General features: G+C 65.6%; 18 protein-coding genes and 2 tRNA genes. 4 read left to right on the top strand and 16 right to left on the bottom strand.

Annotated elements, in window-relative coordinates:
- Positions 1 to 40 precede the first annotated feature (40 nt).
- On the top strand, positions 41 to 1,831 hold the full coding sequence (locus G410_RS0114545) for an ABC-F family ATP-binding cassette domain-containing protein (protein WP_022674391.1): 1,791 nt from the start codon (positions 41 to 43) through the stop codon (positions 1,829 to 1,831).
- Positions 1,832 to 2,011: 180 nt separating this feature from the next.
- Here G410_RS0114545 and G410_RS0114540 read toward each other — a convergent pair whose 3' ends face one another.
- On the bottom strand, positions 2,012 to 2,512 hold the full coding sequence (locus G410_RS0114540) for a DUF6456 domain-containing protein (protein WP_022674390.1): 501 nt from the start codon (positions 2,510 to 2,512) through the stop codon (positions 2,012 to 2,014).
- A gap of 91 nt (positions 2,513 to 2,603) precedes the next feature.
- Here G410_RS0114540 and G410_RS0114535 point away from each other — a divergent pair, with 91 nt between their 5' ends.
- Positions 2,604 to 3,167, top strand: a complete 564-nt coding sequence (locus tag G410_RS0114535) for a helix-turn-helix domain-containing protein (protein WP_022674389.1) — start codon at positions 2,604 to 2,606, stop codon at positions 3,165 to 3,167.
- A gap of 87 nt (positions 3,168 to 3,254) precedes the next feature.
- On the top strand, positions 3,255 to 4,439 hold the full coding sequence (locus G410_RS17025) for a glycosyltransferase (RefSeq protein ID WP_051137331.1): 1,185 nt from the start codon (positions 3,255 to 3,257) through the stop codon (positions 4,437 to 4,439).
- Positions 4,440 to 4,489: 50 nt separating this feature from the next.
- On the opposite strand, the gene G410_RS0114525 is transcribed toward G410_RS17025, so the two are convergent.
- From G410_RS0114525 to yajC, 4 genes are all read right to left on the bottom strand, one after another.
- Positions 4,490 to 4,882, bottom strand: coding sequence for an MTH938/NDUFAF3 family protein (locus G410_RS0114525; RefSeq protein ID WP_022674387.1), 393 nt, complete (start codon positions 4,880 to 4,882; stop codon positions 4,490 to 4,492).
- 3 nt (positions 4,883 to 4,885) lie between these two features.
- A complete protein-coding gene (gene secF, locus G410_RS0114520) occupies positions 4,886 to 5,866 on the bottom strand; it encodes a protein translocase subunit SecF (RefSeq protein WP_022674386.1) in 981 nt (326 codons plus the stop codon).
- A gap of 13 nt (positions 5,867 to 5,879) precedes the next feature.
- Positions 5,880 to 7,469, bottom strand: a complete 1,590-nt coding sequence (secD, locus tag G410_RS0114515) for a protein translocase subunit SecD (RefSeq protein WP_022674385.1) — start codon at positions 7,467 to 7,469, stop codon at positions 5,880 to 5,882.
- Between the two features lie 84 nt (positions 7,470 to 7,553).
- Entirely contained in the window at positions 7,554 to 7,883 is a 330-nt protein-coding gene (gene yajC, locus G410_RS0114510) for a preprotein translocase subunit YajC (RefSeq protein ID WP_022674384.1), read from the bottom strand.
- A 222-nt stretch (positions 7,884 to 8,105) separates the two neighbouring features.
- On the opposite strand from yajC, the gene G410_RS0114505 reads away from it, so the two are divergent.
- Positions 8,106 to 8,182: transfer RNA gene (locus G410_RS0114505), tRNA-Pro, on the top strand.
- 51 nt (positions 8,183 to 8,233) lie between these two features.
- On the opposite strand, the gene G410_RS17020 is transcribed toward G410_RS0114505, so the two are convergent.
- From G410_RS17020 to G410_RS0114450, 11 genes are all read right to left on the bottom strand, one after another.
- The gene (locus G410_RS17020; RefSeq protein ID WP_022674383.1) at positions 8,234 to 9,778 is read right to left on the bottom strand and encodes an efflux transporter outer membrane subunit; all 1,545 of its coding nucleotides are present in this window, start codon (positions 9,776 to 9,778) and stop codon (positions 8,234 to 8,236) included.
- Positions 9,775 to 11,367 (bottom strand): DHA2 family efflux MFS transporter permease subunit, encoded by a 1,593-nt coding sequence (locus G410_RS0114495; protein ID WP_022674382.1) that lies wholly within the window; start codon positions 11,365 to 11,367, stop codon positions 9,775 to 9,777. Before G410_RS0114495 ends, G410_RS17020 begins: the two co-directional genes overlap by 4 nt.
- Before the next feature lie 3 nt (positions 11,368 to 11,370).
- A complete protein-coding gene (locus G410_RS0114490) occupies positions 11,371 to 12,561 on the bottom strand; it encodes an HlyD family secretion protein (protein WP_022674381.1) in 1,191 nt (396 codons plus the stop codon).
- Entirely contained in the window at positions 12,558 to 13,208 is a 651-nt protein-coding gene (locus tag G410_RS0114485) for a CerR family C-terminal domain-containing protein (protein WP_022674380.1), read from the bottom strand. Before G410_RS0114485 ends, G410_RS0114490 begins: the two co-directional genes overlap by 4 nt.
- Positions 13,209 to 13,278: 70 nt before the next feature.
- The gene (locus tag G410_RS0114480; protein WP_022674379.1) at positions 13,279 to 14,529 is read right to left on the bottom strand and encodes an adenosylmethionine--8-amino-7-oxononanoate transaminase; all 1,251 of its coding nucleotides are present in this window, start codon (positions 14,527 to 14,529) and stop codon (positions 13,279 to 13,281) included.
- Positions 14,526 to 15,146, bottom strand: a complete 621-nt coding sequence (gene bioD, locus G410_RS0114475; RefSeq protein ID WP_022674378.1) for a dethiobiotin synthase — start codon at positions 15,144 to 15,146, stop codon at positions 14,526 to 14,528. The genes G410_RS0114480 and bioD overlap by 4 nt, the downstream gene beginning before the upstream one ends.
- Entirely contained in the window at positions 15,143 to 16,264 is a 1,122-nt protein-coding gene (locus G410_RS0114470) for an 8-amino-7-oxononanoate synthase (RefSeq protein WP_022674377.1), read from the bottom strand. Before G410_RS0114470 ends, bioD begins: the two co-directional genes overlap by 4 nt.
- Before the next feature lie 150 nt (positions 16,265 to 16,414).
- The gene (locus tag G410_RS0114465; RefSeq protein ID WP_022674376.1) at positions 16,415 to 17,299 is read right to left on the bottom strand and encodes a glycoside hydrolase family 16 protein; all 885 of its coding nucleotides are present in this window, start codon (positions 17,297 to 17,299) and stop codon (positions 16,415 to 16,417) included.
- Between the two features lie 57 nt (positions 17,300 to 17,356).
- Positions 17,357 to 19,882 carry a glycoside hydrolase family 3 protein gene (locus G410_RS17015; protein ID WP_245559379.1) on the bottom strand — a complete coding sequence of 842 codons (2,526 nt, stop codon included), beginning with the start codon at positions 19,880 to 19,882 and terminating at the stop codon, positions 17,357 to 17,359.
- A 64-nt stretch (positions 19,883 to 19,946) separates the two neighbouring features.
- Positions 19,947 to 21,164: an MFS transporter gene (locus G410_RS0114455; protein WP_022674374.1), complete on the bottom strand. Its 1,218-nt coding sequence runs from the start codon at positions 21,162 to 21,164 to the stop codon at positions 19,947 to 19,949.
- Between the two features lie 138 nt (positions 21,165 to 21,302).
- A tRNA-Met gene (locus G410_RS0114450) sits at positions 21,303 to 21,379 on the bottom strand.
- Positions 21,380 to 21,622 lie beyond the last annotated feature (243 nt).

Raw genomic sequence — 21,622 nt, 5'->3', positions numbered from 1 at the left:
GCTTGAAGCATGGGCGCACCGGGCCTAGGTGCCTCCTTCTATGGCCGATCCCCCTATCCTCTCCTATGAAGGCCTTGGCCTGGTGCAAGGCGCCGGCTGGCTGTTTCAGGACCTCGACATTCACATTGGCCCGCGCGACCGGCTCGCGCTGATCGGGCGCAACGGCGCGGGCAAAACCACGCTCCTGAAGATGCTCGACGACCGGATCGAGGCGGACCGCGGCCAACGCAAGATCGTGCCCGGCACGCATGTCGTGTTTCTGGAGCAGAACCCGGACTTCGCACCGTTCGAGACGCTGCGCGACTTTGCGGTCCATGGGCCGGACGGGCCGGAGGAATATGCCGTCGAGGCCATCGCCGATCAGCTCGGCATCGACCTTTCGACCGAAGCCGCCACCGCCAGCGGTGGCGAGCGCCGCCGCGCCGCGCTGTGCCGTGCGCTGGGCAGCGACCCCGATGTGCTGCTGCTGGACGAGCCGACCAACCATCTCGATCTCGGCGCGATCGAATGGCTGGAGGACTGGTTGAAGCGCTACAAGGGCGCCTTCCTCGTCATCAGCCATGACCGTACCTTCCTCACCCGCCTGACCCGCACCACGCTGTGGCTCGATCGCGGTGCGCTGCGGCGCAAGGAGGTGGGCTTTGGCGGCTATGAGGAATGGATGGAGCAGATTGCCGCAGAGGATGCGCGCGCTGCCGACAAGCTGGACGCCACGCTGAAGCTGGAGGCCCGCTGGCTGGAGCGCGGCGTGACCGCGCGGCGCAAGCGCAACCAGGGCCGCCTCAGCCGCCTCTACGAAATGCGCGCGCAACGCGCCGCCATGCTGGGGCCGACCGGTCCGGCCAAACTGGCCATCGCCACCGATGACAGCCGCACCAAATCGGTGATCGTGGCGGACCATATCACCAAGAGCTTCGACGGACGCCCCATCATCCGCGATCTCAGCCTGCGCGTGCAGCGCGGGGACCGGATCGGCATCGTCGGGCGCAACGGCGCGGGCAAGACCACGCTGATCAAGCTGCTGACCGGTGAACTGGAACCGGACAGCGGCAAGATCACCCTGTCGCCCACCCTGTCCAGCGTGCTGATCGACCAGCAGCGCAGCCTGATGCAGCCGGAGCGCCGTGTGCGCGACGTGCTGGCCGATGGCAGCGACTGGATCGACGTGCGCGGCGTGCGCAAGCATGTGCAAGGCTATCTCAAGGACTTCCTGTTCGATCCGGCGATGATCGACACCAAGGTCGGCATCCTGTCCGGCGGGGAGAAGAGCCGCCTGCTGCTGGCGCGCGAGTTCGCCCGTGCCTCCAATCTGCTGGTGCTCGACGAGCCGACCAACGATCTCGATCTGGAGACGCTGGACCTGCTGCAGGAGGTGATCGGCGACTATGAGGGCACGGTGTTGCTGGTGAGCCATGACCGCGACTTCCTCGATCGAACGGTGAACCTGACGCTGGGCCTCGATGGCTCCGGCGACGTCGACATCGTGGCGGGCGGCTATGCCGACTGGGAAGCCAAGCGCCGTGCCCCGGCCGCCGCCGCCAAGGCCGCCAGCCGCAGCGCCCCGCCTCCGCCGCCAGCACCGGCTGCGAAGGCGCGCAAGCTGAGCTACAAGGACCAGCGCGATCTGGAGCGCCTGCCCGGCCTGATCGAGACCATGGAGAGCGACATCGCGGCAGGCGAAACGGCGCTGTCCGATCCCGATCTCTACACCCGCGATCCCGGCCTGTTCGAACGGCTGACCAAGGCACTCGACGCCAAGCGGGCCGAGAAGGACAAGGCCGAGGAGCGCTGGCTGGAACTGGCCGCCGAGGCCGAAGCGCTCGAAAGCTAGGGTCACACAGGTCACACTGTCCAGAGCGGGAAATACGCCCCGCATGGAAGGCACACCGCCAACCGGCGCGCGGCCGGGCGTGCCCGGAGGTGCCGAGCCGCACGTGAGCGCCGCCGGGCCGCAGATACCGGAGCCGGTTCGGCAGCGTGCGATGTTGCGATCCCACGGCGCTTCCTCCCGTCAGCCCGGCAGCCGATAATAGCCCGCGAGCCGATCGAGCGCGATGCGCAGCACCAGCTTGCCAGAGCGGGCCGGCCAGCCCAGCCCGCGCTCCGCGCCCGGAACGCCCTGCCCGTCACAGATCACGCGCCACGCGATATCGGCCAAATCGCCGCCAAGCGCCGCCAGTGCGCCGTCGAACCGCTGCTTGGCCGCCAGCTGCATTTCCGTGGGATCGAGATGGTCCGCCGGGCCGCGCCGCCCCGTGCCGCGCGGCGCCGGGTCCCAGCCCATGGTTACGCGGGGGCCGAGGGCGGCGCGCTCATAATCCACGCGCAATGCCTCGCCCGCATCGAATTGCCGATCGGTCAGGTGACCGCGGGCATGCAACCAGCCGAGCGGCGATTCGGCCTGATTGACGGTGACGCTGCGCGCGGGCCGACCATCGGCCAGCGTGCGGCCACCATCGATACCGCGCTGCGCCAGTGGACGCGGATCGGCAAATTGCTTGGAACTGGCCATGAAACTTCTCCTATATGGTTCGATTCATGCCTTGCCATCAACATCGCTTTGTAGGACAGAGGAAAAACCCATTGGGTTAGGAGACGATCATATGCTTCACCGTATTCGCGATGTGCGCAAGGCCAGGGGCCTCACGCTGGATGAGGTGGCCAAGGCCTGCACCCCGCCCACCACGGCGCAGACCATCGGGCGGCTGGAAACTGGCACCCGCACGCTCTCGCTCGATTGGCTGAACCGGATCGCTGCGGCGCTTGGCGTGGACAGCAGCGCGCTGGTGGAATTGCCGGACCGGATCGATATCCCCGTGGCCGCCCGATTGACCGCAGACGGTGCGCGCGCGCTGACCGGCAGCGCCAGCCTTTCCGCCCCGCAGCCGAGCGGCACCACGCAGGCGCTGGTGGTGGAAACGGGCGTGGGCGATTACCGCGCGGGCGACGAAATCTGGATCGAGACTTTGGGTCCGGAAGATTTCGTCCGCGCGCTCAACCGCGACGTGCTGGTCCCGCGTCCGGCGGGCCGCTTCCTGTTCGGTCGCCTGATCGGCCGCGAGGATGGCAAGCTGCACTTGCTGCCTTTTGGGGCAGGCGCCCGGCAACAGGTGGTGGCCGATCCGCCGAGCATCGGCATGGCGGTGCGGCTGGTGCGTGGCTTGTGACCCAAAGCTGCGTTGCGTCTGCGCCGGATGGCCGCCGTGCCTTCGGCACCGCGCCCTATCGCCGGCTTTGATGGCAGCGCGACGCCCATGATCCCGCCCCTCAACATCCTGACCCTCGCCACGCTGTTCCCCAATAGCGCCGCGCCCAATTTCGGCGTGTTCGTCGCGCGGCAGACGGCGGCGCTGGCGGCGCGGGACGGCGTGCGGGTGACGGTGATCAATCCGATCGGCCTGCCGCCCTTCCCGCTTTCCCCCCATCCGCGCTATCGCGATCTGCGGATGTTGAAGCGGCAGGATCGATGGGACGGACTGACGGTCCATCGGCCACGCTTCACGCTGCTGCCCGGCCTGCCGGATCGCAACCCTGCCGCCATCGCGCGCGCCGCCCTGCCCTTGGTCCGGCGGCTGCATGCCGAACGGCCCTTCGATCTGATCGATGCCGAATTCTTTTATCCGGACGGCCCCGCCGCGCGGCTGATCGCCGCCGAACTGGGCCTGCCCTACACCGTCAAGGCGCGCGGGGCGGACGTGCATTACTGGGGCACGCGGAAGGGATCTGGCGCAGCGGTGCGCATGGCGGCGCGCGACGCGGCGGGCATGCTGGCGGTGTGTGGCGCGCTGAAGGACGATATGGCCGCCCTAGGCATGGAAGCGGACCGGATTGCGGTGCACTATACCGGCTGCGATCAAGCGCGCTTCCGGCCCGTCGACAGCAGCGCGCTGCGACGCCAATTAGGGCTGGAGGGTCCGGTCATCGCCACAGTGGGCGCGTTGATTGCGCGCAAAAGGCAGGATCTGGTGATCGCGGCGCTGGCGGACCTTCCCGGCGTCACGCTCCTGTTGATCGGCAAGGGGGAGCGGGAGGCGACGTTCCGAGACTTGGCACAAGGCAGCGGCGTGGCCAATCGCGTGCGGTTCGTCGGCGCGGTGGCGCATGACGATCTGCCGCAATGGCTCTCCTGCGTCGATGTGCTGGTGTCCCCCTCGGACAGCGAGGGGCTGGCCAATGCCTGGGTGGAAGCGCTGGCCTGCGGCACGCCAGTGGTGATCAGCGAGGCTGGCGGCGCGCGCGAGCTGGTGACCAGCGATGCGGCGGGCCGGGTGGTGCCGCAGGACCACGCCGCCATTGCGGGCGCGGTGCGCGACATTCTGGCGATGCAGCCGGCGCGGGCCGATGTGCGGGCGGCGGTGGAGCGGTTCAGCTGGGCGCGCAACGGGCAGGAACTGGAAGCCTTCTTCCGCCGGACGCTGGACGGTTACAGGCCGCGCTAGGCGCGGACCTGCCCCCGTGCACCGGCCTGCGCGGGCGCCTGTCCAGGCGGTCAGCCGAGCGGATAGAGCGCAGCGACGATCCAGCGTTCCTCGGCGCGCAGCACCGCCAGCGTGCGGGCCGCGGCGCGGCTGTCCATCGCCTCGATACCGATGCCCAGCGCCTCGATCTCCCGCCGGAACCGTGCGGGCGGCTGCACCAGCGCGTCGCCGGTGCCCAGCAACAGGAATTCCGGCAGCGGATGGCTGGCCAGCGCGTCCACGCCGTCCGCGACCGTGAAGTCGGACGCGGTCAGCGCGGCGATCGGCGGCGGGGACCAGTCATGCGCCTCGGTCTGCGTCAGGATGATCCCGTTGGGGAACACCACGTCACGCACCTTGAAGCCGGTGCCGGCAAAGCCGGTGATCTGGGGCCCCTCGCCTTCCTCGCGGGTAAGCTTGACCATGGTCTAGCTGGTATAGCCTTCGCGGTCCTTGCCCGGCGCACCGGGCTTGGCGTCCAGCGGCACGAAGCTGTCCGGGCCAACCTTCAGCCAGACCAGGATCGGCGCGCCCCAATAGATGGAGCTATAGGTGCCGACCACGATGCCCAGCGTCATCGCCGCAGTGAAACCGAAGATGGTGTCCGGCCCCAGCAAGAGCATGGCCACCAGCACGATCACCATGGTCAAGCTGGTCATCACGGTGCGCGACAGCGTTTCGTTGACCGACAGATTGAGCAACTGGCCGATTTCCATCTTGCGATATTTCTTCAGATTCTCGCGGATACGGTCATAAACCACGATGGTATCGTTCAGCGAATAGCCGATGATGGTCAGCAGCGCGGCGATGATGTTGAGATCGAACTCCAGCTGCGTCAGCGCGAAGAAGCCGAAGGTCAGCGTCACGTCGTGGAACAGCGCGGCGAGCGCTCCCACGCCGAACTGCCATTCGAACCGCACCCAGATGTAGATGGCGATCGCCACCATGGCCGCCAGCAGCGCGATGGTGCCCTTCTGGAACAGCTCGTCCGATACCTTGCCGGACACGCTGTCCACGCCATCGACGCGGGCCTTGGGATATTCGGCCTGAATGGAGCTGACGATGGACTTGGTCATCGCCGCGGCCGCGCCGGTTTCGCCCTCGGCTTCCTTGGGCAGGCGCATGCGGATCGACACCTCATTGGGCTGGCCGAACCGCTGGATGGTTGGCGAACCATAGCCCAGCGCGCCGACCGAATCGCGCAATTCGGATACCGGCGCTTCCTGGCTGTCCACAAAGGTCACGCGGATCATCTGGCCGCCGACGAAATCCACGCCGAAGTTCAGGCCGCGCGTGGCGACCAGAACGATGGACAGGATCATCAGCAGCACGGACAGACCCACGGCGGGCTTCCGCCACTTCATGAAATCGATATTGGTGTTGTCGGGAACGAGCTTGAGCAGTTTCATAAGACCCGCCTCCTCAAATATGCAGTTCGGTGGGGCGGTTGCGCCGCACCCAGCCGGCCACCCACATGCGGGTGATGGTAACGGCGGTGAACACCGATGTGATGATGCCGATCACGAGCACCACGGCAAAGCCGCGGATCGGCCCGCTGCCGAACAAGAACAGCAGTACGGCGGCGATGACGTTGGTCAGGTTCGCGTCGAAAATGGCGCGGCTGGCTTCCTTATAGCCCACCTCGATCGACTGGATCACCCGCCGGCCCCGTCGCTGCTCCTCGCGTATACGCTCATTGATCAGCACATTGGCATCGACCGCCGAGCCCACGGTGAGCACGAAGCCCGCAATGCCCGGCAGCGTCAATGTGGCGCCGAACAGGCTCATGATTCCCAGGATCAGCAGCAGGTTGATGATCAGCGCGGCGTTGGCATAAAGGCCGAAGCGGCCATAGGTCAGCGCCATGAAGGCCAGCACGGCAAAGGTCGCGACCGCGGCGGCAATGCCACCCGAGCGGATCGAGTCGGCGCCGAGATCCGGCCCGACGGTGCGCTCTTCCACGATCTTCAGATCGATGGGTAGCGCGCCGGAGCGCAGCGCGATGGCCAGATTGTTGGCCGTATCGACCGTGAAATTGCCCGAAATCTGCGAGCTGCCGCCCAGGATCGGTTCCTGGATCACCGGCGCGCTCAGCACCTTGTCGTCCAGAATGATGGCGAACTGCTTCTGCACATTGTCCTGCGTCAGCTTGGCAAAGCGCTTGCCGCCCGGCGTATCGAACTGGATGGTGACCACGGGGCGATTGTCCTGGTCGTAGCTTTGCTGCGCGCCGGTCAGGCTATCGCCGCTGATGCCGCCCAGACGGCGCACCGCGATATTGCCGGTGCCATCGTCCATCGGGAAGACCTGCGATCCGATGCGCGCCCGGCCTGCCTGCGTGTCTTCCGGCGGATTTTCATAATCCACCATCTTGAAGTCCAGCTTGGCCGTCTGGCCGAGCAGTTCCTTCAGCGCCTGCGGATTGTCCAGGCCCGGCACCTGCACCACGATACGGTCCTCGCCCTGCCGGATAATGGTCGGCTCGCGCGTGCCCAGCTCGTCGATACGGCGGCGGATCACGTCGGTGGCGGTGGCCATCGCATCGTCCAGATTGCGCGCAATGCCCGCTTCGGACGGAGTCATCTGAAAGCGCGTGCCGTCGACCACGCGAATGGTCCAGTCCCGCTGCCCGGTCAGCCCGGCGCCGGTGGTCAGCCCCTGCACCGCCTCGCGCGCCGCATCGACCTGGCTCTGATCGGCCACGGTAAAGCTCAGCCGCCCGCCGGTGCGGGAAATCTCGCCATAATCCACGCCATCGGCATCGCGCAGCGACGCACGGACATTCTCTTCCATCTTCTCCAGCTGCTGCTCACGCACCTGCACCGGATCGGCTTCCAGCAGGATGTGGCTGCCACCGGCCAGATCGAGACCCAGATTGATGGTCTGCTTGGGCACGAAATCCGGCAGCGAGGCGACGAATTTGGACGGCAGCAGGCTTGGCAGCGCCAGCACCACGCCGACAATCAGCAGCAGCGTAAGGAATATCCGCCGGGGTTGGGTAAAATCGAGCATCGTTCTGGTCTGGTCCCGTCAGCATGGACGCTGAAATGAGAAAAATGCCGGCATGATCGCCGGCACCGGATGTGCCGTGAAGGCTCAGTCGTTCGCCGGGCTCTTGGCACCGTTCTTGGGCACGACATCGGCCAGCGTGGTCTTGACCGCGCGCACGACGACGCCCTTGGCCAGTTCCACATCGGCATAATCGTCGGTCACCTTGACCACCTTGCCCATCAGGCCGCCGCCGGTCACCACATCATCGCCGCGCACCACGGCGGCCACCTTGGCGGCATGCTCCTTGGCGCGCTTTTGCTGGGGACGGATCAGAAACCAGTAGAATACGATAAAGATCAGAACCAGTGGCAGGATCTGCATGATGGCACCGGCGCCGCCACCGGCAGCCTGGGCGTGGATAAGCATGGACGTCATCGATGTTCCCTCAAGGAAATATGGTATCGCAGGCAGCCCCATTGGCTGCGCAGCCCGGCATGGGAACCGGCTACGGAAGTGGGCGGGCGATTATCACCCCTCGCGCGCCTGCGCAACGGCGATGCGCATCCCGTCCGTCGCGCCAATAGCCCGCGCCATGGATATTCCTTGGCCTGGCCCCTTGCACTCCCCCGCCGCCCGGCATATAGGCCGCCGCTCGGTCGGGACGTAGCGCAGTCTGGTAGCGCATCACACTGGGGGTGTGGGGGTCGTAGGTTCGAATCCTATCGTCCCGACCATTTTCGATAGCGACATCATGCTCCGCGCAGTGGATCGATGGTCGCATCGCTTTACGATCCCGTCTGAGCCGACGCGCCTTGTTCCTGCATGGTCTGGTCCGGCAGCGGCGCCATCCCTTCCCAGCCGCCACCAAGCGCCTTGAACAGCGTGATGCTGTATTGCCGCAGCTGCGCGTCGCTGGCGGCGAGCTGCTCCTGCGCTGCCAGCAGCATAGCTTGCGCCCGCAGCGCTTCATCCTCGGCCACAAAGCCTGTGGCATAACGCGCCTGCATGGCCTTAGCATTGGCATCGGCATCGGCAACGGCCTGCGCCAGCGCGCCATTGCGCCGCCGTTCCCCGTCGATCTGCGCCAGGGGGTCCTCGACATCACGCAGCGCGCCGAGCACGGTCTTGCGATATTGCAGATAGGCCTCATCGCGCGCCGCCTCGCGCTGACCGATGGCAGCCTTGCTCCGCCCGAAATCGAAGACCGGGAACTGACCGAGCGCGCTGCCGGTCAGCTGCAGACTGTCCCCGCTGATCAGACTGGTGAGCGCGGTGGAGATCAGCTGCGCCATCCCGGTCAGATTGAATTTGGGGTAAAGGTCCGCCACCGCCACGCCAATGTCGGCGCTGGATGCGGCCAGATTGCGCTCCGCCGCGCGGATATCTGGGCGGCGGCGCAGCAGATCGGACGGCAGGCCCGGCGGCACCACCGGGGCGGCCACCAGCGGCGCGGCAAAGGACTGCAGCTGTTCGTCCAGCGCACTTGGCTGCTGGCCCAGAAGGATGGCGATGGCATGGCGCCGCACCACCATATCGGCCCGGATCGGCGCCATTCTGGCCTGCGCGGCATTCAGCGCGCTGCGGGCATTGATGGCATCGATTCGCGGGCTCAGGCCAACATCGGCATTATGCCCGGCAATCGCCACGATGCGCTGCTGCGCCGCGATTTCTGCATCGATCACCGCCAGTTGCTGCGCATCGAAGCGCAGCGCGAAATAGGCCTGCGCCACTTCGCCGGCCAGCATCACGGCGGCGTCGCGGGCGTTCCAGACCATCGCCTCGCTGCGGGCCTGCGCGCCCTCCACGCCGCGCCGCGCGCCGCCGAACAGGTCCAGCTCCCAGCCTGCATCGAAACCGGCCGAATAGGTGGTGATCCCGGTGCCCGGCAACGCTAGCCCGTTGGGGGCCACGCCGCCGCCGCCCGTGGTGCCGTCGCCGCCCCCACCACCGCCGGAAAAGGCCCGCGCCAGATTGGCCAGACCGGCATTCTTGCTCAGCTCGACATGGCTGACGCCGGCCTGCGCGGACAGCGAGGGCAGCCCGCGCGTGCGCGCCGCGACTTCCTGCAGGCGCGCCTGCCGCACACGGGAGAGGGCAATCGCAATATCCGGGCTGTCGGCCAGCGCCCGGTCGATCAGCGCGGACAGCTGCGGATCGTCATAGGCTTTCCACCATGCGGCCAGGTCCACCGGCTCGCCAGACGTCGACGGGTCGACCGGGCCGGAAAAGGCCGGGGGCAGCGCGGTTTCTGGCGGTGCATAATCCGGGCCGACGGTGCAGGCCGACAGGGCCAGGCTGCCCAGCAGCAGCGATTTCGATAGGTTTTTCAATGTGCCGCTCCTTGCGGGGCCCCGCTCTGGCGTTTCGATCGCATCAGGAAGACCAGCGGAGAAACGACGATCGCGATGATCATGAGGAAATGAAACACGTCGATGAAGCTCAGCATCGCCGCCTGCCGCTGGACCTGGGAATAGAGAATGGCCAGCGCGGTCTGGTCCTGCGCGGCGACGGCGCCGCGGGCCTGGTCCATCCAGTCATTATAGTTCGGATCGAGCGGATTGAGATTGGCGACCATGTTGGACTGGTGGAATTGCACCGAATGGGCGAACTTGGTCTGCGTGATCGAAATGCCGATCGACCCGCCCAGATTGCGGCAGACATTGAGCAGGCTGGAGGCCTGCGCCGTCTGCGTCTGCTTGAGCCCAACATAGGCCACCGCGTTGATCGGCACGAACAGGAACGGCAGCGCCACCGCCTGGAACATGCGCGCGATCGCGGCATCGAAAAAGCCGAGATCGGCATTGAGCTGCGCCATGTTCCACAGCGCCACGCCCTGCATGAGCAGCGCGGGAAACAGCAGCCAGCGCACATCCACCTTGTCGCTCAGCCGCCCGGCGACGGGCACAGCGGCCAGGGTGGCAAAGCCGCCAAAAGTGAGCGCCAGCCCGGCATCCAGCGCGCTATAGCCGACCACTTGCTGCAACAATTGCGGGATCAGCTGCGTCGTGCTGAACAGGATAATGCCGGTCACCAGCATCATCAGCAGCGTGACCGCGAAATTGCGGTTCTTCAGCAGCCGCAGATTGACCACAGGATCGTCATGATTGAGTTCCCACACCACCAGCGCGATGAGAGAGACGGCGGCAATCGACGCGGTGGCGATGATCAGCGGGCTGGCGAACCAGTCCTCCCGCAAGCCGCTGTCCAGGGTGTATTCCAGAAAGCCGAGGCCCAGGAACACCAGCGCCACGCCGATATAATCGATCCGCAGACCGTCCTTGAAGCGCGCGCGCCGGTCGATCGTCACCTGCTCTGGCTCATGCACGAAGATAAAGACCAGGATGACGGCAATGATCCCGACCGGCACGTTGATGAGAAACACCCAGTGCCAGCTGACATATTCGACAATATAACCGCCCAGCGTGGGGCCGAGCACCGGGCCGACGACCACGACCACGGCGAAGGCGGCAAAGGCCATGCCGCGCTTTTCCGGCGGGAAGGTATCGGCGATGATCGACTGTTCCACCGGCGCCAGACCGCCGCCGCCGATCCCCTGCAAAACCCGCGCGATCACGAGCGTCGTGAGGTTGGGAGATATTCCGCACAGCAGCGAGGCAAAGGTGAACAGCGCGATCGACAGCAGGAAATAGCGTTTCCTGCCGATCGCATCGCTCAGCCAGCCGGACAGCGGGATGATGACGGCGTTGGCCACGAGATAGCTGGTCAGCACCCAGGTCGCCTGATCGGTGGAGACCGACAGGCTGCCCGCGATATGATCGAGCGCGACATTGGCGATGGAGGTATCGAGCACCTCCATGAAGGTCGGCAGCGATATGATCGCCACGATCAGCCACGGACTATATCGGCCCGCCGCCGAACGCGTCGGCGTCCAGCCATCGATTCTGGCCGCGCTTGCCATGGACTATCGCACCTTGACGGTGGGAATGGCCGACATGCCGGGGCCGATGGGGTATTTGCGCGGATCCGGCCCGTTCTTGACATCAAACGTAATGCGCACGGGCACGCGCTGCACCACCTTCACATAATTGCCCGTGGCGTTCTGCGGCGGCAGCACGGCAAAGGCCTGCCCTGCGCCTTGCTGGAAACTGTCCACCCGCCCCTTGAACGCGACGCCGGGAAACGCATCGATGGAGATATCCACCGGCTGGCCGACCCGCATATGTTCCAGCTGGGTTTCCTTGAAATTGGCGGTGATCCACATGGTTTCCGGGATGATTGCCATCAGCTGCGATCCGGGGGCGACATAGGAGCCGATATTCACCTGCCGATTGACCACCTGACCGGCGATCGGCGCGGTCAGGCGCAGATTGTTGATGTTGGTCTGGGTGGCCGCGGCCGCCGCCTGCCGTGCGGAAATGGTGGCCTGCGCCACGTCCGCCTGCTTGCGCGCCACGGTGACGGCGGCGGCAGCGCTATCGATCTGGCTGCGCGCGGCAGCGGCCTGCGCTGCGGTCTGCCGGGCTTCCTTGCGCGCGGCGTCAAGCTGCTGACCGGACACGGCGTTGGGGTCCAGCCGGGCCAGGTTCTGGTAGCGTTGCAAATCCTGCGCGGCCTTTTGCGCCGCCGCGATGGGCACCTGCGCCTCGGACAGCGCCTGCTGCCGCTGGGCCTGCGCGGCGTCGATCTGCGCCAGTTGCTGGCGATATTGCTCGCGCGCCTGATCCACATTGGCCTGCGCTTCGTCCAGCCGGTCGACCTGCCCCGTCGGCTCGATCACCGCCAGCAGCGTGCCCGCCTTGACGTGGCGATTGTCCAGATCGGCAATGCTGGTCAGCGTGCCCGCCTCCTGCGCGGCCAGCCGCACGATATGCGCATCGACAAAGGCATCGTCCGTGCTCTCGAACTGGCGGCTGTGCAGATAATAAAGCGTTCCGCCGATGGCGATGGCCGCCACCAGCACGATCAGGACAATCCAGAAGACCGGTTTCTTGAACAGGGATTTCTTGGCCGGACCGTCCGCCTCCGCATCGTTCAAAGGCGCATCGTCGCGTTCGCCTGGCTGCGTATCGCCGGGCCTGTTCGCGGCACTTGATTCTTCCGGCGTCCGGTTTTCGTCCGTCATCTGGGCATCTGTCGTGGGGGCATCGGTCATGGGAGATCTTTTCCGTTGGCTCTGGCGGCCAGTCCGTCGAGAATGGAGATTACCGCGGCATCCAGGCAGGCCTGAACGTCCGCGCGCGTATCGGGATCATAATGGTCGCGGCCAAGCTGGCGCAGCAGCGCAGACTTGGAAGATCGCGGGCTGAGGCTGAGGCCGAACAGGCCGGACGCCGTGATGATGGCCGTGCGGCTATCAACGCCCGTCGCGATCACGATCAGCCGGGCCACCGCGGCATACAGGCGGGCGAGAAACCCGTCATAGATATGATCGAACGCCGCCGTCGGATGGGCCTGTTCGCGCAGAATGAAGCGCGCATGATCGGCCTGTTCGCCTTGCGAGACGCGCTCCGTCAGCGATGCCAGCAGGGCGCGGATCGTCCGGCGCGCGCCCGCCGCATCGTCCTGCGAAATGGCCGCCGCCTCATCGAAATGCAGCGCCATCGATTGCGTCAGCTTGTTCGCGATATGGTCGGCAGCGGCCAGATACAGGCCCTCCTTGCCGCCATAATGATAAGTGATCGCCGACATGGCGGTGTCCGCCGCCTTGGCGATCTGCCGCGTGCTCGCGCCTTCCGGCCCGTGCAGGCCGAAGATCGCGATGGCAACGTCGAGGAGTTTGTCCGGAGTCACGGGCGCCATTTAGTTCGTTCGAACGAACCGTGCAATGGGCCGGTGAAATTTTCAGGCCAATCTTGGCCGTTCGGCCTGTTCAGGTGACCTGTTCGATCGCGGCCTCGATGGCGTGATAGACAAGGTCCAGGTCTTCGTCCGAAATGCAGTAAGGCGGCATGATATAGACCGTGTTGCCCAGCGGACGCAGCAGGACATCGCGCTCCCGGAAAAAGGCGAGCAGCCGGGGTGCCAGATCGCTCAGATAGCCCGCGCCCGCGCCGATATCGATGGCGGCAATCGTGCCGATCTGCCGCGCATGATGCACCGCGTCATGCTCTGCAAGGGCCGACAGCCGCGTCTCCTGCCGCGCCGCCAATGCGGCTATGCGGTCGCGCACCGGCTCCTCGCGCCAGATGGCCAGATTGGCGTTGGCCGCCGCGCATGCGATGGGATTGGCGGTGTAGCTGGACGAATGGAAGAACATCCGCGCCCGGTCTGCATGATAATGCGCCTGAAAGATCGGCTCTGCCGCCATGGTCACGGCCAGCGGCACCGCCCCGCCCGTCAGCCCCTTGGACAGGCACAGGATATCGGGCACGATACCGGCCTGTTCGCAGGCCAGCAGCGTGCCCGTGCGCCCCCAGCCGGTCATCACTTCATCGGCGATGAACAGCACATCGTGCCGGGCGCAGATGCGGCGCATCTCGGCCAATGTCTGCGCGGAATAGACCAGCATGCCGCCCGCCCCAAGGATCAGCGGCTCGACGATGAACGCCGCCGCGCCGGCGCGGCAGGCGCGCTCCAGCGCATCCAGACAGGCCTGTTCATGCCCGTTGACAGGAAAGGGTATCGTCTCGACGTCGAACAGCAACGGCTCATAAGCACGGTTGAAAGCGCCGCGCGCGCCCACCGACATCGCGCCGATGGTATCGCCATGATAGCCATGTTCCAGCACCAGAATACGGTGGCGCGCCTCCCCACGATCCAGCCAGTAACCAAGTGCCATTTTCAGCGCGACTTCCACGCTGGTCGAGCCGGAATCGGAAAAGAACAGGCGCGTCAGACTGTCCGGCATGATCGCGCGCAATCCTGCCGCCAGCCTTTCTGCCGGTTCATGCGTCCAACCGGCAAAGATGATCTGGTCCAGCCGCGCGGCCTGATCAGCAATGGCCGCGGCGATACGCGGGTGGGCATGGCCGTGGGTGGTCACCCACCAGGACGAGATCGCGTCGATGATCCGCCGGCCGTCCGCCGTGAACAGTGCGGCCCCTTCAGCGCGCGCGATGCGCGGGATCGGTTCACGCAGGCCATGCTGGGTGAAGGGGTGCCAGATCGGGCTGTCGGTCATCGAAAGTCTTTCCTGTCGAACGACTTGGCGAAGGCTTCTGCGAGCGTTTCCCGGTTGAGCGGGGCGAGCATCGGCAGACGCCCGAGCCGCTTCACGCCCGCGATGCGGCAGATGATGGCCTCGCTCTCCTCTTCGGGCGGGCCGTTGAACGCGATGCCGAGAATGGGCACGCCGCGCGCCTTCAGGGCCTCCACGGTCATCAGGCTATGGTTGATCGTGCCGAGCGCCGTGCGCGCCACGATGACGACCGGGCAGCCCCAGCGCTGGAACAGATCCGCATAGAGCAGGTCCGCGCGCAATGGCACGAGCGCGCCCCCCGCCCCCTCGATCACCAGAGCGCCGTCCACGTCCGGCAGAGCGAGCCAGGCCGGATCGATGGTGACGCCGTCGATCTCGGCGGATCGATGCGGCGAGCAGGGCGTGGTCAGGCGATAAGCCTCGGGCAGGATTCGCGCCGCTGGAATGCCGAGCCCGGCGACCCCGCCGGCATCCCCGCCCGCCTCCAGCCCCGCCTGTACCGGCTTCCAGTAATGGGCACCCAGCGCATCGGTCAGGGCGGCGGCGAACACGGTCTTGCCGACATCGGTATCGGTGCCGGTGACGATGATGGGGCTCATAACAGGTCCTTCAGGCAAGCGGCCAGATCGGTGACCTGTTGCTCGGTGATATTCAAGGTCAGCGTGATCCGCAGCCGGGCGCCGCCTTCCGGCACCGACGGTGGGCGGATACCGCGAATATCGTAGCCGCGCTGCTGCAACGCATGCGCCATGTCCATCGCCCGGCCTGCATCGCCCAGCACCACGGGCTGGATGGCCGACCCCGACGGATCGATGCCGATAGCCGACCATGCGCGCCCGGCATGGTCGATCAGCCGATGCAGGCGGTCCTGTCTTGCCTGGCCGCCTGACAACAGCATCAGGCTCGCGCGCACCACGGCGGCGATCAGCGGCGACGGGGCGGTTGAGAAGATGAACCCGCGCGCGCGGTTGATCAGGAATTCGCGGACCGGCGCAGCGCAGAGGATCAGCGCGCCTTCACAGCCCAGCGCCTTGCCGCAGGTACGGATGACGATAGCATGCGCCTGCCGGTCCATCCCGTCCGCCAGGCCCCGCCCCTGCGCGCCATAGACGCCGGTGGCATGCGCCTCATCGATCAGAAGCATCGCACCCTCGCGCTGCGCCAGCGCATCGAAGGCTGCCAGCGGGGCGCGATCGCCATCCATGCTGTAAAGGCTTTCCACCGCAATCCAGACATGACCGGTGCCGCCCTGCTTACGCCACGCGGCGATGGCGTCCTGTGCAGCGGCTGGATCATTATGGGCAAAGGCACGGAACTCGGCGCGGCCAAGGCGCATGCCTTCATGGGTGCTGGCATGGATCAGCGCATCGTACAGCACCAGATCGCCGCGCTGCGGTAAGGTGGCCAGCAGCAGGGTATTGGCCGCATAGCCGCTGCCGACGAACAGCGCGGCCTGCGACCCGAAATGCGCCGCCGCTTCGGCTTCCAGCGCAATATGCTCGCCATCATTGCCGCGCAGCAGCCGGGACCCGCCGGAGCCCAGCGCGACGCCGCGTGCCAGCGCATTGCTGGCCGCATCCCGCAGGGCAGGCGCGCGGGCGAGCCCAAGATAGTCGTTGGAGGAAAAGTCCACACCCGCAATCGGCCGCAAGGCCCGCCGCCGGCCTTGCCGGCCCAGCGCGTCGAGATCGCGCTGCATCTGATCGAGAGAAGTCATGATGGCGCCCTATGGCACCACCGGGCGGCAATGGAAAAGGGCGGATTTCGGCACAATCACCGCGCCCACGCCCGCTCAGACCATGCGCCGATGCTCGATCAGCCGATGGCCGGTGGCGTGGGTATGCGGAGCGGTGCCGACCGCCCGCCCCTATTCGCCGACCGCTTTTTCCACGCGCACCCAATCGACATACATGGCGATATCGCCGCGCTGGATGCGGCTGACGGTCGCTTGCGGCAGACCGCTATAGGGTTCTTCGATGCCATTGACCTTGGACGGATAGACCCCGCCCAGCGCAAAGTTCAGGATGACATATTGTGGCCGGTCATAGACCCACTTGCCATAATGTTCGACCATGGCGCGGGTGACGCGATAGGTCGGGCGGCCATCCACCTTGAACACCAGCTCGTCGGGCGATCGATCGACCGAATAGACATGCCAGCTGGTCACATCGGTGCCGTCGTCGAAATAGAATCGGTTCACCAATGGTGTTTCGCCGGAATAGCCGGGGCCGTGCATGGCCACGGCGGTCCAGCCCTTTTCGCCGACATATTCCATGATGTCGGTCTCCCCGCTGCCGGGCCATTCGCCATAGCCGAGCAGCCAGAAAGCGGGCCAGACCCCCACCGCATCGGGCATCTTGATGCGCGCGGAGGCCGTGCCATAGGTGAAGGCGAACTTCTCGCTGGTATCGATCCTGCCCGAGATAAAATCGGCGGTGCGCCCGGTCGGGGTCTTGTATCCCTCGCGAAAGACCGGCTTCAGCGCCAGCACGCCGCCATCTGCGCCCTCGACCGATCCCTCGGGCAGCATCTGGATGGTTTCCGGCGCATCGACATAGGCCTGTTGCTCATTGTTCACCCAGAAGGCGGGCCCTTCGACATTCCACTTGCTGCGGTCCAGCGCGCCGGCATTGAACTCATCGGCAAACAGCGTCGATCCGGATGAAGATGCCGGCGGGGCGGGATCGGCCATGGTCTGGCACCCGCAGAGTGGCAGCACCGCGATGGCGGCCCATTTGGCTATTCTCGGCATCTCGTTTCCCCTTATTCTCTTATCGCAAACAGGCGGCGCAGCGGATCGACGCAGCAATCAGCCGGCTGGCGCAGGGCATGGCAGATTCTCGCCCACCGCCTCGATTTTGGCAGACGCCAGGATCATCGCAAATCCGCTCTCCGCCTCAAGCCGCATCGCATTGCCCATCTGTGTCATATCCGCCCCGGCATCGACAAAGCAGCGCAGCGGCACCATCAAGGTGCTGGGCTGGCCGATCGGGAGCCGGGCGATGCGATCGCTGATATCCAGACGCTGATTGCCCATCGCCAGCACCACCGTCCCCGCGCCGCGCTGCACGATCTGCCCGTCGATCCGCAACGCAAAGGCACCGTTCAGCTGCCGCGACAGATCGGCTGCCGGCCCATCGATGCTGACCGCGCCGTCGCCGGTCCAGACGATCTCCTTGGCGTCTTCCTGCGCATTGAAGTCCACCGATCGCGTCGTGACGGCATTGGCCGGACTGTTCACCGGCGGCGATCCCACGATCCGGGCGCCGCCCGCATCGGTAATCGTCATGACCCAGGGGGACTGCGCCTTCCCGGCCCCGAAGAAATTCTCCACATTCAGCGCGGCAGCCACGTCGATCACCGGATCCTCGGAAAGCTGCGGCACCATGGTGGATGCGCCGTAATCCAGGCCATAACCCGCCGCGAAGAGCGGCTCCGTCACTGGCGAGCGCGCATCTGCCGGCCAGGCAAAGGGCAGTCTGCCGGTAAAATCATGCATGGTCGTGCCGTCGCGGCGCGCGACGAGCACATCCGCTACGCCCGCCCCCTGCGATCCCGGCAGCCACGCCGCCACAAACGCGTCCGAAGCGTTGATTTCCGGGTTCACGAACATCGGACGGCCCGAGAGAAACAGCGATACCACCGGTATGCCCGCCGCCTTCAGCTTCTGGAGCAGCGCCAGGTCGGTTGCGCCGGCAGGCTGATAATCCAGCGTGGGAACATCGCCCTGAAACTCCGCATAGGGCGCCTCGCCGAACACCATGATGGCCACATCGGGCCTGGCCGAAAAACTGCCGTCGGCCGATAGCTGCGCGCTGCCGCCCGCCTCTCCGACGGCGGCGGAAATGCCCTCCCAGATGGTCTGGCCATTGGTAAAATCGGACCGCACGACATCGGTGCCTTGCCAGCTGACCGTCCAGCCACCGGCCTGCATCGCCATGTCATCCGCGCCCTTGCCGGCCACCAGCACCCTGGCACCGGGCTTGATCGGCAGGGTCGATCCGTTGTTCTTCAGAAGAACCAGCGACTTGGAGACCGCTTCTCGTGCCAAAGCGAGATGATCGGGCGCGCCGATGGCGGCATAATCACGGCGCACCGGCGGGCTTTCCTCCAGCAGGCCCAGCTTGGCCTTTACCCGCAAAATGCGGCGCACGGCATCGTCCAGACGCGTCATGGAAAGCTTGCCCGAACGGGCATCGCGCAGCGTGCTGTCGAACAGGCCCTTCCAACTGTCGGGTGCCATGAACAGGTCCAGCCCCGCTTCCAGCGCCTTGGAACAATCGGTCACGGTGCAGCCATCGATCTGCCCATGTCCGTTCCAGTCTCCGACCACCAGCCCCTCAAATCCCATGCGGTCCTTGAGCACATCCGTCAAAAGCGACCGGTTGCCGTGGTTTTTTACGCCGTTCCAGCTGGAGAAGCTGGCCATGACGGTCAGCGCGCCAGCGTCGATCGCGGCAGGATAGCCCTGCGCATGGGTGGCAATCAGCTCGCGTTCGGAAATTTTGGCATCGCCCTGATCCTTGCCGCCTTCCGTGCCGCCATCGGCCAGAAAATGCTTGGCGGTGGCCGCGACATGGTTGGCCGCAATATCTTCTCCCGCGCGCAATGGACCCTGCAGGCCGAGCGTCATCGCCTTCGCATAGGCGACTACGAGGGCCGGGTCTGCCGAATAGCCCTCATAACTGCGGCCCCAACGCAGATCCTGCGGCACCGCAAGGGTCGGCGCGAAGGTCCATTCTATCCCGCTTCCGGCGATCTCCGCCGCGGTGACCGCGCCGATACGCCGAATCATCTCCGGATCATGCGCCGCGCCCAAGCCGATATTGTGCGGCAACAGCGTGGCGTTTGGAATATTGTTGTGGCCATGCACGGCGTCCACGCCAAACAGGATGGGCACGGCTATGCCATCGGCCCGCGGCGCCATGGAGGCGGCGCGAAATTCGGTGACGAGCCGGTCCCATTCGGCGGCGCTGGCACGCTCATCGCCATATGGTCCGCTATTGCCGCCAGCCAGGATCGATCCCAGCGGATATGCGGCCAGATCGGCCGGGTTGATCGTGCTGATATCGGCCTGAATCGTCTGGCCGACTTTCTGCTCCAGCGTCATCGCTGCCAGCATCCGGGCAATGGTCGCTTCGGTGGCGGCATCGGTGATGGCGGACGGACTGTGGGCGCTGGGCCAGAGCGCGGCATGCGCCTCGGCGGACAGCGCCGCGTCATCTTGTGCCGCAGAGCTGGCCGACGCCGTGCCCATAGGTGGCATTTGCGTGCAGGCCGCCGTGCCGCACGCCAGGAGCGCCGCCAGCAGCGGCCTTTTACCGATCAATCCCATCCCCGCCTCACTTTTACAGTTGTGAACGTTATCAAAGACGGGGTTACACGGCTGGTTTTGAATTTCAAGCCGCTTTGGGCAAGGCCTTGATCGTGGTCAGCAGGATACAGGCGAAGGCGGCCAGCATGGCGAGCAACCAAAATAATGGCGCGAAACCGAAGCTGGGCACGATCGCGATGGTCAGCCACGGCATGATGAGCGATGGCACGGTGTTGGTGAGGTTGAACAGCCCCAGATCCCGTCCTCTTGTGCTCGGGCGCGGCAGCACCCGCAGCATCTGACTGGCGTGTAGCGACAGGAAAACGGTGGTTGCCAGACCGAACAGAATATACCCCGCCAGCGCGCCGACGATACCGTCGGACGCCGCCATGATCACCAGTCCGCCCGCGGAAAGGCCGGCAGTCCAACGCAGCGGAATGATCGCTTTTCCATTCCGGTCGGCCCAGCGCCCCGCGAACAGGGCCAGGGGAATAGCGACAACCAGAACGACGCTGAAAATGCGGGCGCTGTCTGCATCGCGGATGTCCGGATTGATGGAACGGAAATAATAGAGCAGATAGGCGAACAGGGCCGCTTCGGAAATTTGTACGGCGAGCCGGGCGATCCACATCCGCACCATGCCGCACTGCGCAGCCGATCTGTGGTGGATATCGCGCGGCGATGTCGTCATTAGTTCCGGAAATGCGACCGGGCGGCCGAACAGCAGCAGCGGCAAGACACACGCTATGATCATGGCGGCGACCACCATGAATCGCCCCTCTGCCGCCGCCAGACCCGGTATGGTGATGACGGCGCCCGCCGCGGCCCCCGCAGCTGGAGCAAAGGCGAGCAATCCGCCAAGCATGCCCTTCTGCCGATCGGGCACCAGATCACCGCCAAGGGCTGCCAGGGGACCAAGCATCATGTTCAGGCCGAACTGCCACAGGATCAGCACCGCCACGAGGGGCACCACAGCACTGATCTGCGACATCGCCATCAGCAACGCGACATTTAGAACCAGCCCCGCCCCGATCCACCAGTTCCGCGTGCCGCTGATGTCGCTCAGCCAGCCAAAGACAATGCCGCCCAAGCTCGCCGCAATCGCTCCGGCAAAGCTGATATAGCCAAGCCATTGGACCGCCTGCCCCACTGCAAGGTCCGCCACGCGCAGTGGCAGCAAAAGCGTGAGAAAAGGCACATAGGACACGGCTCCTCCGGCCCATGCGAGTCCGTAGAGCCACATGAACCGGCGCGATTGCAGGCGATGGGCGTGAAGAGGTGCCGCCTCATGGGGCCGTGCCATGGATCGTTTCCCTAACCTCGCGGACCCTCTGCATAAGCGGCTTTGGCCTTTCTTGCCAAGACCGGGATGCGCTGCTGCCGAACCACGCGGGTTTAGGACGAAAAAAAAGCCCCGCCGGTGGGGCGAGGCTGTTTTGTTTGGTTGCGGGAGCAGGATTTGAACCTGCGACCTTCAGGTTATGAGCCTGACGAGCTACCGGACTGCTCCATCCCGCGATGCGAGACCTGCAAGGTCCCGAAGATGATATCGATGATCTCAGGGGATAAACGAAGCCAGAGGCTTCGCAAGGCCGATCGGCCGCCGCGCCTTATGGCGCGATAGCCAAAGCCGCGGATGCGGCTACCGGCGCCTGAGGCCAAAATAATGTCATTATGAATGGGTTTTCCCTTGATGCGCCGGCTGCAATGCCTGGCGACGACCTACTCTTCCAGTGCTTGAGCAATAGTACCATCGGCGCT

The sequence above is a fragment of the Novosphingopyxis baekryungensis DSM 16222 genome (assembly GCF_000420305.1).
Lineage (GTDB): Bacteria > Pseudomonadota > Alphaproteobacteria > Sphingomonadales > Sphingomonadaceae > Novosphingopyxis > Novosphingopyxis baekryungensis.
The sequence above is the reverse complement of the archived record's forward strand: the minus strand, read 5'-3'. Positions and strand labels throughout refer to the sequence as shown.

Coding starts and splice junctions, on each gene's coding strand:
- G410_RS0114470 (WP_022674377.1), bottom strand. CDS start 16,264: ATGACTTCTCTCGATCAGATGCAGCGCGATCTCGACGCGCTGGGCCGG.
- G410_RS0114465 (WP_022674376.1), bottom strand. CDS start 17,299: ATGCCGAGAATAGCCAAATGGGCCGCCATCGCGGTGCTGCCACTCTGC.
- G410_RS0114485 (WP_022674380.1), bottom strand. CDS start 13,208: ATGGCGCCCGTGACTCCGGACAAACTCCTCGACGTTGCCATCGCGATC.
- G410_RS0114525 (WP_022674387.1), bottom strand. CDS start 4,882: ATGGTCAAGCTTACCCGCGAGGAAGGCGAGGGGCCCCAGATCACCGGC.
- secD (WP_022674385.1), bottom strand. CDS start 7,469: ATGCTCGATTTTACCCAACCCCGGCGGATATTCCTTACGCTGCTGCTG.
- G410_RS0114545 (WP_022674391.1), top strand. CDS start 41: ATGGCCGATCCCCCTATCCTCTCCTATGAAGGCCTTGGCCTGGTGCAA.
- G410_RS0114490 (WP_022674381.1), bottom strand. CDS start 12,561: ATGACCGATGCCCCCACGACAGATGCCCAGATGACGGACGAAAACCGG.
- G410_RS17015 (WP_245559379.1), bottom strand. CDS start 19,882: ATGGGATTGATCGGTAAAAGGCCGCTGCTGGCGGCGCTCCTGGCGTGC.
- G410_RS0114455 (WP_022674374.1), bottom strand. CDS start 21,164: ATGGCACGGCCCCATGAGGCGGCACCTCTTCACGCCCATCGCCTGCAA.
- secF (WP_022674386.1), bottom strand. CDS start 5,866: ATGAAACTGCTCAAGCTCGTTCCCGACAACACCAATATCGATTTCATG.
- G410_RS0114535 (WP_022674389.1), top strand. CDS start 2,604: ATGCTTCACCGTATTCGCGATGTGCGCAAGGCCAGGGGCCTCACGCTG.
- G410_RS0114495 (WP_022674382.1), bottom strand. CDS start 11,367: ATGGCAAGCGCGGCCAGAATCGATGGCTGGACGCCGACGCGTTCGGCG.
- bioD (WP_022674378.1), bottom strand. CDS start 15,146: ATGAGCCCCATCATCGTCACCGGCACCGATACCGATGTCGGCAAGACC.
- yajC (WP_022674384.1), bottom strand. CDS start 7,883: ATGACGTCCATGCTTATCCACGCCCAGGCTGCCGGTGGCGGCGCCGGT.
- G410_RS0114480 (WP_022674379.1), bottom strand. CDS start 14,529: ATGACCGACAGCCCGATCTGGCACCCCTTCACCCAGCATGGCCTGCGT.
- G410_RS0114540 (WP_022674390.1), bottom strand. CDS start 2,512: ATGGCCAGTTCCAAGCAATTTGCCGATCCGCGTCCACTGGCGCAGCGC.
- G410_RS17025 (WP_051137331.1), top strand. CDS start 3,255: ATGATCCCGCCCCTCAACATCCTGACCCTCGCCACGCTGTTCCCCAAT.